The following is a 12076-nucleotide window of genomic DNA, read 5'->3' as shown; positions in this document are numbered from 1 at the left end:
AAGAAAATACAAAAAAAAGAACAACTTCCTTAAAAAGTTGTTCCATCTTTTTTGATGCGACACGTCCGGTGGATTTCTAAACCAGTTTGTTTTTCATAACCCGGTCTGAATTTTTCATCTGGTATAACTTGACCATCTTCCAGTAAAGCCAAGGAATGATATTGCTGAAGAAATTCATCGCATTCTTCACACCAGCGTTTATCTTCTGGATCCCAAAAAATAGTCATCAAGTCTCCCCTACTTTTGTAAAGAGGAATCTCCTTTTCTAACTCAAACCAACAAGACTTATAATATTTCAAGGCGTCATAATAGTTATCAAATTTTTTGCTCGCAATGACGTCGTCTTCCCAGCCTTCTATAAACCACCACGGTTCAAAATCTCCGTACATTTTTATAACTCGATACATAGATTAACTTCCTTTGTACCGTATATTATAGCGAAATTTTGAGAACAATGAAAGAATTTTGCTCATTTTCACGAATTATATAACATTTTCAAAAAATCCAGCTATTCTAAAACGAATAACTGGATTTAAAAACAAGATTAACCTTCTGAAATATCGTTTTCAATGATCACTTTAATTGCATGATGATCGGCGGCCTTACTAAATACTTCATAGGCCTTTTCTATTTCACTAAGTTTGAAATAATGAGTTACCAATTTTTCAGGTTCAATTTTATGACTTTCTAAGGCTTTCAAAAGCTGAGGAGTTGTATTGGTAGAAACCAACCCAGTAGTAACATTAATGTTACGAATCCAAAGAGTGTCCAAATCAAACTGAACTGGTTTACCATGCACACCACAGTTGGCTACTGTTCCACCTACACCGATAATCTTTTGACAGAGATCAAACGTTGCAGGAATTCCTACCGCCTCAATAGCGACATCTACACCTCGACCATCTGTCAAATCATAAATTTCTTGTATTGCTTTTTCAGGGTCTGAAGAATTAATCTTATGAGTAGCACCGAAAGAAACTGCAGTATCCAAACGGTTATCGTCTAGGTCCACCATAATCAATTTAGCTGGTGAATAGAATTGTGCCGTCAAAAGAGCTGCCAACCCAACTGGCCCTGAACCAACGATAGCTACACTACAGCCAGGCTCAACTTTCCCTTTTAAGACACCAATTTCATAGCCAGTTGGCAAGATATCAGATAACATAACTAAGGCTTCATCAGACAAGTCAGATGGAGTATGATAAAGAGTATTATCAGCATGAGGCACACGAAGATATTCTGCTTGCATACCGTCAATCAAATGTCCAAAAATCCATCCACCTTCGTCTTCACAGTGAGCATAGATTCCTTTTTTACAATAGTAACACTTGCCACATGCACAAACACAAGAAATCAAAACCTTATCGCCTTTTTTGAAGTTTGAAACTCCTGCTCCAACTTCCTCTACAATACCAATTCCTTCATGTCCTAAGATTGTTCCACTCTTACAAGCAGGAACATCCCCTTTAATAATATGAAGGTCTGTACCACAAATAGTAGTCTTAACGATACGCACAATAGCATCTGTTGGCTTGCGAATAACTGGTTTGTCAACATCAACAAATGACGCAAGGCCTGGTTTAACGTAAGTATAAGCTTTCATAAGCAATCCTCCGCTTTTTTATTTGTATTGTTTATATCATAATTGTAAGCCTTTTCAATATAAAAATCAAGTAATATGTGAAAGTGTTCACGAATTTATTAAAAAAAGTAGAAACTAAAGTCGTTTCTACTTTTTAGATTATGCTTGATAGCGTTTTTCTCCATCTAGATAAGTTGCTACTAATTCCAAATCTTTATCTAGCACGATAAAGTCTGCATCGTAGCCTTCACGAATTTGTCCACAGACGTCATCGATATGAACTGATTTAGCTGGGTTCAGACTAGCCATCATGACTGCTTCATGAGGATTTGCAATTCCCCACTCAACGACATTTTTCAAACCATCTTTAAGTTTGAGAATGGAACCTGCCAAGTTACCTGTAGATTTAAGGCGAGCAGTCCCATTTGCAACTACAACTGGAAACTCCCCTAACATATAATCACCATCTTGCAAACCACCTGCTGTCATACAGTCAGTGATAAGGGCAATATTTTCAGTTCCTTTTTGTTTAAGAAGAATTTCGCAAGCCTTAGGATCCACGTGATGACCATCACAAATCAATTCTGCATAAGTGTGTGGTAACTCATACATAGCACCAACCATACCAAGTTCGCGGTGTGTTAAGCCACGCATTCCATTATATGCGTGAACCCATACACTAGCTCCAGCATCAACAGCTTTTTTTGCTTCATCAAAGGTAGCATTAGAGTGACCAAGAGCAACAGTTACACCTTCACCAGTAATTGTACGTACAAAATCCTCAACACCATCACGTTCAGGTGCAAGAGCAATTTTATTAAGAAGACCATTAGCAGCCTTTTGCCAAGCGCGGAATTCATCCATACGTGGATCTTTCATATAGGCAGGATTTTGAGCCCCCTTAAATTCTTCGGTGAAGTAAGGTCCTTCAAAATAAATACCACGAATCTTAGCACCAGATGCTTCTTGATAGCGTGCACCAATGTTCTCAGTAACCGCTAGTAACTGTTCAAATGATGAAGTAAGAGTAGTTGGAAGAAAACTAGTAACACCAGTACTAAGAAGACCTTCACTCATCGTATGAAGTGTACCTTCAATATTGTTATCCATAACATCAACACCACCGAAACCGTGAATGTGAGTATCAACTAGACCCGGTGCAATGCTGTAACCAGAGTAGTCGATAATTTCGGCATCCTCAGAAATCTCTTCAACATGCTTACCAAACTTGCCATCAATAAGTTCCAAATAACCTCCACGACGAATACCATGTGGATAGAAAAATTGATCAGCTTTAATATACTTAGGCATAATGATAACCCCCTTAAGAAATAATCTACTATTTATTATGTCAATTACATTATAAACCTTTCAAAACAATTTGTAAATGGTATAGACCTTTTTTAGTGAAATTTTAATAAATTATTCAACAAAAAAGACAAGATCCGAAAACCTTGTCTTTTAAACTATACCGGCGGCCGGGGTCGAACCGGCACGTCCTTGCGGACACTGGATTTTGAGTTCAATTCCTACATTTTTTGAAACTTACAACCTTGATTTAATAAGGTTTTAAGACGTTTGAATTTTATAAAATAGGCACTTTTTCCAAATTTCAGTAACTTTTAGGTAACACCCCATACCTTATCGTTCTAAGAGCATCATCGGAGAATAGACGAAGTGTTCAAACAGGTTATATTCATCTAGAGGTACTCAAGACAGTTGTACGTTCATTTGAGGTATATGGAATGTTAATAAACTAGACATAAATTAGGTCTAATTTTTGTATAAATGACTCTAATATTTTTCTTTTAGAAAATTCCTAAAGCATTTTTTACTACTCTAATACCATCATCAATACTTCCGGCATACTGGATGTTTTGTTTAGCTTGGTTAATTTGAAAATCTGAAACATATGTTCCTGGTGTCAAACTTTGACTATCAAATCCATTCGAAACTGTAAACGTGTATTTCCCAGTCCAATCTTTTTCAACAGTTAATGTAACCATTTTATTTTCTCCTTTAATTAGGGTAAGTGTTTTTTATTATTATAACATAAATAACTCTTTAGCCCAAGAATTTGATAGTTCGTTTTCTAACAAAACTTTTTCTTGCCATATACCAGAATATTTTAAACCACAATCTTTAGCAGAATTTTTATGATTACCATTTATATTCTCAGGCATAAGTGCCGGTATTTCTTTCCAGATGCTTCTTGATTTACCACTCATTGTTAATACTCTACCATCATGAAAATTAAAATTACCATAGCCTTTTTTTTGAGGTAAAAACGATAAGTTTTCACTTGGTATATATAGCATATTAGATTTCAAACTACTCATATGTTCTAAAGAATGAGGATGAAATGGGTACATATTCTGCAAACATTCTTTATCATTCGTCATGTCACCAATTTGCAAATAACCATAAATGATATTTAAATCAGGAGCATTTTTCTTAAAACGCAATGTTCCATTATGAATATCTCCTTCAGTTTGTCTAAACCATCCAAAAAATAGAAAAAGGTCACCGATAGAAACATTCTGATTTCGTAATATTCCCTGAGAACTTTTAATTTGACCAAATGCTGGTCTCCAATTAGAAACAGAATTATTCCTAACATTTTCTCTTATGTCCGGGTCAAGATGGCAATTAAAATGGTTTGTTTTATCTTCCTTCCCTTTTAATTGTTTTAATATATCTGAATATAATACCCCATTATAGTTTAAATCGTCAAAAGATATAGTGTCCATTTTAGCAGGTATTGGTAATGAAAGTAGGGTTCCATCAGGTAGTATAGGACTAGGGATACCACCATTAGATGAATCAAATCCTTTTCTTGATAAAATTATTTTCAAAATTCTTTTCCTCGTATAAAGAATGGGTGATAAGGCAAATCCATTACTTTGTTTTGTGAACCAAGTATAGTCTCAGCAAATTCCATTAATTCTAATACATCAGTAAATCTCTCTTCCGAGTTATAAAATCCATTTTTGGCATTCCATCTTGGGAATGGTTTTCCATTTATTCTCGCTCGTTCTCCCATCGGAAAAAAATCTAAAATTTCTTTGGGAATTTTAAGTGGAGACTTACCAAAATAATTAAAACGGTCTGCAAGAATCACTACTTCATTCATAAAACTTGATTGGTTTAATCCATTCTTTTCAATCATCCATTGATAAGTATAAGCATCTCTTCTATTATTAGATTTTGGAGATAGTAAATATTCTTTCATTGTTAAAATTTCACTAATTTTAGCAACAAAAATTAGATGATTATATTTTGGAGTGATAAACATTCCTTGCTCATCTCTCCATTGTTTCCCATCGTTTGAATGCCCTGCTACAGCCATTATGTAAGCATCTACAGACTTCGAGTTTATTTTTTCAGCCCAGTTCTTTTTAATATTCCTTCTTAACTGAAGCATACACCCTCCTTCGGTAAGAAGATGGGGTGTTGTATCATAATTTTCTGTAAAAACACAAGGATTGATTCCATAATCATGAGTCATTCTATAGCAGTAAAAAATGGTTTGTTTATCCACTTATTTATCTCCTAATCTCCAAAATTTTTTGTATTCTAATTAAATATAGTATATCAAAAATACTTTTTTGAAGAAAGAAATTTTGGGTTCAATTCCCACATTTTTTGAAACTTAAAATCTTGATTTAATAATGTTTTAGGACTTTTCAATTTTATAAAATAGATTCTTTTTTTAAATTTTAGTAACTTTTAGGTGACTGAAAAGAAGTCTCAATTTGATGTTCTATGACACTAAAAATATCTTATAAATAAATAATTTAATGGTATACTAACATTAAGTAACTATATCCTACAAGCTCATCATTATAATACTAAAGCAGATATGGGAAATTATGATTTAACAAAAAACTTCGATGGTATAAAAACCTAATTAATAGAAAGGAGTGCCACGTATATGTCAAACCAAAGATTTCATACCCCTAACATTGAAATAGAACCATATCAATACGATATGGCTCTGGACTATATTAAAACGTATAGACCTTCTGATGAAATTAATAGTTTAATTGAAACCTATTTAATCCTAAAACTGTTAAGAACAGAAAATGAATTTTCTGAATTCAAACATCTAATTAAAAAATTTCAAAGTGATTTATCTATGAATTTCCCAATTACCATTTTTGAAATAGACTATGATAGCATTGATGTTTTTTATAAAGATGTCTTCTGGGAATTAGTACTAGACTTAGAAAAAATTAATAAAGATGATGTTAGTCAGTTTGAATCATACATTAAAAAATATAATATCCAGACAATAAATCTTAAAAATATTACAAAACTGATTGACCTATTTCCGCAAGTTATCAAAGAAAATTTTCTCTCTCTGTCCAGAAATATAGAATTTTTCTTGAATCATCAATCAGGAAAATTCACAGATTCTAATGGTTTATACGTTAAATTAGGTATCACAAATGAAGAGATAAATAATCTAGCAAGAGAATACTGTCAGACAGATAGTATTAACCCCAACTATTTACAATCAATTGTTGAGTATAAAAAATTAAGCAAATATGAGTTTGATGATGAAATTAAGCTTTTAGCTAAAAGAAAAAGTGATAAATTTTGGGAAAAACATTTTGAAACTAATGAAGGGTTCCAATACTCCATATCAGTTGGTATCGAGTCTTTAGATTCTGATAAATTATATGAGCCTATTAAAAATGGTATTCTTTTAAATAAAATTATACTAGATGAACATCTTGATTTTCCGACATTATTAAATAATTATATTTATTTACTTGGCTTCTTTAATCATGAAACGGGATTGCCTTGGCTAGTTGCGAATGAAGAAACATTCAGTTTCACTCGTTACTTTTCTCACAAATCAAACGCTCATTATGATTCTTATTTTCCTCAATTAAAACTTTGTCACAATTTGTTATTTCGGGCATATTTTGATTACTTAAAACAAAATGAAATTGATGTTGAAGAGATAATAGAATGGTATTTCAATATTTACCTTGAAACAGAGTTAGATATAAAAGGTTTTCATTTCCATGCTTCCAATAAAGAATCTTCTTATTACGAAAGAGGAAAATCGATAATTTGTGAAATGGATAGTATCTTAGACCAATACGAACTATTTGTTAGAAATGGGGAAATCAACCAAGATTTATTAGAGATTAAATCTAAATCCTCCTCTTATGCTTCATTAAAATCATTCAATGAGAAAAAATTTTTAAAATTGAGCAATAATCCTGATAATTCCGCCTTGTTCTCTGCGCTTTTTTCTGACCAAAGTCCACTTAGCTTAATTTCATCGAAAAAAGAACATAAAACCTTCTTCAAACATATAAAAGAAGGTGTGAAGATTACAGATTTTGATGATTATCAGGTAAGACAAATAAATATTCTAATAGAAAAGAATTTTTTAAAACTATCAAACGATATAATAAAGTTTTCAAATTTCCAAGAAATTAACATTTTGAATAAATTATGGAAGTCAGGTACGTATTGCCTATACTATAAAGATAGATTGATACTAGACATTGCAGAAGACCTTTGTAAGAAAGGGTATTGTGAATATTCAGATAATCTTTTTTCTGAATATGAAAGTAATTATTTATCTTATATTTTGGATGATAAAAAATATGGTAACGGATTAAAGATAAGAAATAAATTTTCTCATGGTAAATTTGTTTATAAAAAAGAAGAAGAACATTTACAAAATTATTTAGAGTTACTTCAGATTGTCATTTTTTATGTGATGAGAATCAATGATGAATTGGAGTACTATACGACTTTAAAACACTCTTATAAGTGATACTAAATTCTAGTGAACTATTAAGTTGAGTAAAAGAAAATAGCCTTATCAAAAAGATAAGGCTATTTTTTTATTACATTATAAACTATTTTCTACATACTCATATTTAGCTTGAACTTCATCAAAGATTTTAATTAAATTGTATATTAATTTGGAAAATCTTGAAACTCCAATTGTACTTCTTTAAAAATAGTGTTAATTACTTCTCGTTCAATTTTATCTAAGTTATTCTCTACAATTAAATTATTTTTTAAGTTTAGCAAACCAATTTTATCATTTCTTTGCATTATTTCAAATAGAATGGCAAATTTAAAACTATCTCTCTCTTCTTTCGACCAATTTCTTATATCACTTACATCATAGTCATCTAAAAATCTAACTAATTTTGCTTTTGAATATATTGTTTGTCCTAACAACTCATCAGTAGTCGTATTAAAAATTTGAGCTAATTTAACAACGTTTTCCAGTTTGGGTTCCGTCTTTCCATTTTCCCAGTCACTATATGTATTTCGTTTTACACCCAGTAATTCGGCTATTTCTTGTTGTTTCAGCCCCTTATTCTTTCTTAATCTCTTTATATTATCTCCAAAAATGCTCATATTTTCTCCTAATTAATTTAAAATGTCGGAAATTACGACATTTTTCTTGACAATTTCTAAAAACGAGTGTATTATAAATATGTCGGATAAATCGACATTTCTAAATAATAAAAATTTTATCGGAGGTAACCGCCTATGATTGTATTAAAAAGTCTTTGATAATCACTACAAAATCAAAGACTTACCAAATTTCTATATAACTATTATACCACACTTTCCGTTATAACGGGGGAATATGGATATAAATAAACTTGTTTCCTTGGTTGACGGTTTAAACTCTGTCAGTACTGCTAAAAAATGGATAACCTTGATAAAGGAAATTAGTGGTCATGAGTTTAAAAAAGTTCAAGCAAGGAATAGTAGGCAGTTTGTGAGTTTTTATAATTTCACTGATAATGATGTTGAGGATTTCAGGACAATTGCTTATTTGAAAAACGAGATGCCATTAAAAGATGCTATAAGGGAAACTTATGGAGATATTCATAAACATAAGGAGTACACCCTTACTCAGCAACTCGAAACCCTTAAAGAAGATTTTATTACCTTGAATGATAATTTTAAGAATTTGTATTCTAGTAATAAAAAACTGCAAATGAAATTTCAACGATTGGAAAAAGAGCAAGAAGAAATTCTCGCAACACTTGAACTACTTCCATTTGGTGCTTGGGAAAAAGCTCGTAGGAAGTTCGGCAAGTAGGTTTGTTACGGTCGGCGAGTATGGTACCGCAGACCGTAACAAATCGTAAGTGCAGACGAACAACAAAGAGCTTTTTCCAAGGTTGGTGAGGGTGTGTAGTAACACCACCCTCTGCAAGTCAGGTGCATTACTGAGAAAATGCAGTAGTATCAAGGTTTTTCACGGATTTTAAGGCGGTGAAATTAGGCAAAAAGTTGAGTCAAAATTTATGGCAAAAAACAAGAATTTACGTTCTGTTTTTGACTGGATTCAAATCCAGTTCAATACATTTGATTTTTCACTAGAAGAAATAGTTGAAGATATCTTATTTCTTGATACAGAGCTATTTATAATAGATAAAGGCAGTCTTAAATACTATGAATATGACTCTCAGATAAACTATGGTAATATCCGTATCTATTATGGGGATGAAGAAAATTCTTTCATGCTTGTCATGTCAGGACAAGCTTTAGAATTCTATCGAGATATGGTTTTAACCCCAAAAGGACTTTCTGAACGACACTTCTTAGATAATCTATATTCCAATTATAAGTCATTTTCAGTAAGAAGAATTGATATCGCAATAGACGATTTTAATGAAGTCCCTTACTTCACTCCAAATCAGCTTGCTAAACTTTGTAAGAAAAATCGATTCCTATATGGTAAGAGCAACGTCTACACTACATACGGAGATGAGAAAACAGGGCAGACCTTATATTTAAGAAGGCCTTCTGATGATGAACGGCTTAGAATTTATGATAAACGCTTAGAACAAGCTTCAAAGCTCGGTGTTAGCAAGAGATTTATCAAAAATTGGATAAGAACGGAGTTAGAACTGCGTAAAGAAAAAGCTCACTACTTCATTCAAGAATGGCTAAAATCAGAAATAGATATTCTAAACTTTACAAAAGGATATCTAAAGGATAAAGTGAAATTTTACACTGATAGTCACTTTACAAAACCTCTAAGGTCTTGGGAAAAATTTTTAGGTGCATCAAAGCCGGTGACTATTACTATTTCAAATAAAAAAACAGAACTGTCAAATAAATTAGAGTGGCTTGTCTTTAAAGGTTCTGGAGCCATTCTAAGAGCATATAAGTTTCTCTATGAAAATGAATTACTATTTGAACTAGAGAAAGAGAACTTTGAAAAATTGGATACTTTGGAATTTCCTCCGGAGTTAGCAAGTCAACTCATAGAAAGGGCAATATCCTTCAAAAGAGAAGACTTAATACCAAAAATTAAAGAGAACATAAAAAGGAGAAATTAACTATGGCAAAAATGCTTTCACAAAACGATTGGGATTTTAATAACATTGGAACTAAATTTGAATTGGATGAGGTACTTCCAAAATTTGAAACTGAAATCAGAGCCGATGAAAATGGCGAGATTATCAAAAATAGTGATGGAAGCGAAAGACGATTTAACACTCAAAATATTATTGGTTGGAAATATAACATCACTATCAAAGATGGACCATTTAAAAAGAAATCAACACAAGTATCCGTTGACAATCCTGAACCATTAGTTGATAATGATTATATTCAAGCAATGGACGAAGTCCCAGTTACATTTGAAAACCTTCGAGCTTCAATGATTAGCAAAACGATGTATTATAAGGCTGATGCTATTCACTTAGTTGACAAGAAACAAAAATAACTACTGAATCAAGGGGAGTTCGTCGCTCCCCTTAGTTTATAAAATAAATTAAGGAGAACCAATGATTAAAACAGTAACAAAAGATGATTTAATTGAACTTGGATTTAGTCCTGGTACTGCTAGAAAAATTATACATACTGGGAAAGTACTATTAGTCAATCGTGGCTTTGCTATCTATAACAATAAACGAATCGGAACAATTCCTGCAACCATAGCTGAAGAACTACTAGGAATAGAATTACAGAAAGAAGCATAGTAAATGGCCGTTCGTAAAAGCAAAAATGGTACATGGATTGCTGATGTTTCTAGTGGAACGAACCCTATAACACTAATACAACGACGAATTGTTAGAAAAGGATTCAAAACCAAAAAAGAGGCTTTGGAAGCCGAGCGATACTTAAGAAGCGTAGAACTAAAAGAGAAAAATTTTGGCGCAAAAATAACAATAGATATGCTTTATCAATTGTTAAAAGAAGAGGATGAAATAAACAATAGAAAAAAGAGCTATATTGATACTCAAGAAAACAATTATAATAAACATATCAAAGACTATTTTTCAAAAGTCGATAATATAGATAAACTAACTTATGAAGATATATATCAGTTTAGGGAACATTTACGAGAAAAGAATGCTAAAAATTCTGAGAAAAAATTGAGTCCAAATACTATTAATAAAATCATTGTTCTATTAAAGAAAATACTAGATGTTGGATTAAGAAAAGGATATTACAAAGAACATCCAGTAGGTTTATTGAAAAAATTACCGATAGAAAAAAGAAAAATGCAATTTTGGACAGTTAAAGAATTTAAACATTTTCTTTCACTATTCAAGAACGACGAATATAATCTTGAACTACTATTTACAGTACTTTTCTTTACTGGCTTACGACTTGGAGAAGCACTCGCTCTTACTTGGAAAGATATAGAGTTTTCTACAAGTACAATACATGTTAGTAAGTCAATGTACGTGAATAAAGGTGAAGAACACATTAGTTCTACAAAAACTAAATCCGGTACTAGAAGAATCATTATTAATAAAAAGCTTATAGAAACACTAGAAGAATGGAAACAAGAACAGACAGAAAGACTAAGAGAATTTTCAACTGATACTGAAAAACTCCAAATCTTTCAGGATAGTCCAATCACTCTAACAAAAAATTCTATTGAAAAACAATATAAAAAGATTCTAGCTAGAGATAGTTCTTTAAAGAAAATAAGGATTCATGATTTTAGACACTCTCACGCTTCTCTTTTAATAAACCAAGGAGAAGACTACTTAATTGTAAAAGAGAGATTAGGACACGCTTCTATAACCACAACAATTGATACCTACTCACACTTATACCCAAGTAAACAAAAAGATTTAGCAGATAAACTAGATAATCTATTATAAAAAGAACAGCCAAAATAAGTGCTGTTCTTTTTCTTATTAAAAATATTAAAAACTCAGTTCTACAAAAAAGGATACTTAGGCATGTAATATCCCCACGTAGTCCTTCCACATTTCAAGATAGTTATCACGATTTAATTCAATTTGTCTTTGTGCAAATCGTATATCATAATCTGCTAAATCCAAATTTTCTATAATTTCACCTGTAAGAATACTAAACGTTCCAATCAACTCTTCATCATCATACATCCGCAGAATAGGATTGTTAGGATTTTTAGAAATATCTTCTTTGGTTACTTCTAAATTTGTAACACCAAACTCTTTAATCATGATTCCTTCCTCCTTTCACTTTCTTTAATTACCTTTT

At 31.8% G+C, this 12076-nt stretch carries 14 protein-coding genes; 6 read left to right on the top strand and 8 right to left on the bottom strand.

Features of this window, described 5'->3' with window-relative positions:
• Positions 1 to 29: 29 nt before the first annotated feature.
• From RRU92_RS03420 to RRU92_RS03395, 6 genes are all read right to left on the bottom strand, one after another.
• Positions 30 to 407 carry a DUF1033 family protein gene (locus RRU92_RS03420; protein ID WP_315640427.1) on the bottom strand — a complete coding sequence of 126 codons (378 nt, stop codon included), beginning with the start codon at positions 405 to 407 and terminating at the stop codon, positions 30 to 32.
• Between the two features lie 137 nt (positions 408 to 544).
• Entirely contained in the window at positions 545 to 1603 is a 1059-nt protein-coding gene (locus RRU92_RS03415; protein WP_315640425.1) for a zinc-dependent alcohol dehydrogenase family protein, read from the bottom strand.
• A 138-nt stretch (positions 1604 to 1741) separates the two neighbouring features.
• On the bottom strand, positions 1742 to 2893 hold the full coding sequence (gene nagA, locus RRU92_RS03410) for an N-acetylglucosamine-6-phosphate deacetylase (protein WP_315640424.1): 1152 nt from the start codon (positions 2891 to 2893) through the stop codon (positions 1742 to 1744).
• Positions 2894 to 3390: 497 nt separating this feature from the next.
• Positions 3391 to 3588 carry a hypothetical protein gene (locus tag RRU92_RS03405; RefSeq protein ID WP_315640423.1) on the bottom strand — a complete coding sequence of 66 codons (198 nt, stop codon included), beginning with the start codon at positions 3586 to 3588 and terminating at the stop codon, positions 3391 to 3393.
• 39 nt (positions 3589 to 3627) lie between these two features.
• Positions 3628 to 4437, bottom strand: a complete 810-nt coding sequence (locus RRU92_RS03400; protein WP_315640422.1) for a hypothetical protein — start codon at positions 4435 to 4437, stop codon at positions 3628 to 3630.
• Complete coding sequence (locus RRU92_RS03395; RefSeq protein ID WP_045760166.1) at positions 4434 to 5090, bottom strand: hypothetical protein; 657 nt, start codon at positions 5088 to 5090, stop codon at positions 4434 to 4436. The genes RRU92_RS03400 and RRU92_RS03395 overlap by 4 nt, the downstream gene beginning before the upstream one ends.
• Positions 5091 to 5516: 426 nt before the next feature.
• Between RRU92_RS03395 and RRU92_RS03390 the strand changes: the two genes are divergently transcribed.
• Positions 5517 to 7385, top strand: a complete 1869-nt coding sequence (locus tag RRU92_RS03390; protein WP_315640421.1) for a hypothetical protein — start codon at positions 5517 to 5519, stop codon at positions 7383 to 7385.
• A 146-nt stretch (positions 7386 to 7531) separates the two neighbouring features.
• Here RRU92_RS03390 and RRU92_RS03385 read toward each other — a convergent pair whose 3' ends face one another.
• Entirely contained in the window at positions 7532 to 7984 is a 453-nt protein-coding gene (locus tag RRU92_RS03385) for a helix-turn-helix transcriptional regulator (RefSeq protein WP_315640420.1), read from the bottom strand.
• Positions 7985 to 8219: 235 nt separating this feature from the next.
• Here RRU92_RS03385 and RRU92_RS03380 point away from each other — a divergent pair, with 235 nt between their 5' ends.
• The 5 genes from RRU92_RS03380 to RRU92_RS03360 all read left to right on the top strand — a co-directional run bounded on the left by RRU92_RS03380 (position 8220) and on the right by RRU92_RS03360 (position 11712).
• Positions 8220 to 8681, top strand: a complete 462-nt coding sequence (locus tag RRU92_RS03380; RefSeq protein ID WP_006144815.1) for a hypothetical protein — start codon at positions 8220 to 8222, stop codon at positions 8679 to 8681.
• 208 nt (positions 8682 to 8889) lie between these two features.
• Complete coding sequence (locus RRU92_RS03375) at positions 8890 to 9930, top strand: replication initiation factor domain-containing protein (RefSeq protein WP_315640419.1); 1041 nt, start codon at positions 8890 to 8892, stop codon at positions 9928 to 9930.
• A 2-nt stretch (positions 9931 to 9932) separates the two neighbouring features.
• A complete protein-coding gene (locus tag RRU92_RS03370) occupies positions 9933 to 10319 on the top strand; it encodes a hypothetical protein (protein WP_061416638.1) in 387 nt (128 codons plus the stop codon).
• Positions 10320 to 10380: 61 nt separating this feature from the next.
• Complete coding sequence (locus RRU92_RS03365; RefSeq protein ID WP_006144810.1) at positions 10381 to 10575, top strand: DUF3173 domain-containing protein; 195 nt, start codon at positions 10381 to 10383, stop codon at positions 10573 to 10575.
• 3 nt (positions 10576 to 10578) lie between these two features.
• Positions 10579 to 11712, top strand: coding sequence for a site-specific integrase (locus RRU92_RS03360; protein WP_315640418.1), 1134 nt, complete (start codon positions 10579 to 10581; stop codon positions 11710 to 11712).
• 75 nt (positions 11713 to 11787) lie between these two features.
• On the opposite strand, the gene RRU92_RS03355 is transcribed toward RRU92_RS03360, so the two are convergent.
• Complete coding sequence (locus RRU92_RS03355) at positions 11788 to 12039, bottom strand: hypothetical protein (protein ID WP_315640417.1); 252 nt, start codon at positions 12037 to 12039, stop codon at positions 11788 to 11790.
• Positions 12040 to 12076: the final 37 nt, after the last annotated feature.

The organism is Streptococcus sp. DTU_2020_1001019_1_SI_AUS_MUR_006 (assembly GCF_032340315.1).
In the GTDB taxonomy this organism is placed as follows: domain Bacteria; phylum Bacillota; class Bacilli; order Lactobacillales; family Streptococcaceae; genus Streptococcus.
This window is presented reverse-complemented; position numbering and strand designations above follow the sequence as displayed.

What these genes read in the sequence shown, in the direction of transcription:
- RRU92_RS03420 (WP_315640427.1), bottom strand. Translation starts at nt 407, where the DNA reads ATGTATCGAGTTATAAAAATGTACGGAGATTTTGAACCGTGGTGGTTT.
- RRU92_RS03415 (WP_315640425.1), bottom strand. Translation starts at nt 1,603, where the DNA reads ATGAAAGCTTATACTTACGTTAAACCAGGCCTTGCGTCATTTGTTGAT.
- nagA (WP_315640424.1), bottom strand. Translation starts at nt 2,893, where the DNA reads ATGCCTAAGTATATTAAAGCTGATCAATTTTTCTATCCACATGGTATT.
- RRU92_RS03405 (WP_315640423.1), bottom strand. Translation starts at nt 3,588, where the DNA reads ATGGTTACATTAACTGTTGAAAAAGATTGGACTGGGAAATACACGTTT.
- RRU92_RS03395 (WP_045760166.1), bottom strand. Translation starts at nt 5,090, where the DNA reads ATGACTCATGATTATGGAATCAATCCTTGTGTTTTTACAGAAAATTAT.
- RRU92_RS03390 (WP_315640421.1), top strand. Translation starts at nt 5,517, where the DNA reads ATGTCAAACCAAAGATTTCATACCCCTAACATTGAAATAGAACCATAT.
- RRU92_RS03385 (WP_315640420.1), bottom strand. Translation starts at nt 7,984, where the DNA reads ATGAGCATTTTTGGAGATAATATAAAGAGATTAAGAAAGAATAAGGGG.
- RRU92_RS03380 (WP_006144815.1), top strand. Translation starts at nt 8,220, where the DNA reads ATGGATATAAATAAACTTGTTTCCTTGGTTGACGGTTTAAACTCTGTC.
- RRU92_RS03375 (WP_315640419.1), top strand. Translation starts at nt 8,890, where the DNA reads ATGGCAAAAAACAAGAATTTACGTTCTGTTTTTGACTGGATTCAAATC.
- RRU92_RS03370 (WP_061416638.1), top strand. Translation starts at nt 9,933, where the DNA reads ATGGCAAAAATGCTTTCACAAAACGATTGGGATTTTAATAACATTGGA.
- RRU92_RS03365 (WP_006144810.1), top strand. Translation starts at nt 10,381, where the DNA reads ATGATTAAAACAGTAACAAAAGATGATTTAATTGAACTTGGATTTAGT.
- RRU92_RS03360 (WP_315640418.1), top strand. Translation starts at nt 10,579, where the DNA reads ATGGCCGTTCGTAAAAGCAAAAATGGTACATGGATTGCTGATGTTTCT.
- RRU92_RS03355 (WP_315640417.1), bottom strand. Translation starts at nt 12,039, where the DNA reads ATGATTAAAGAGTTTGGTGTTACAAATTTAGAAGTAACCAAAGAAGAT.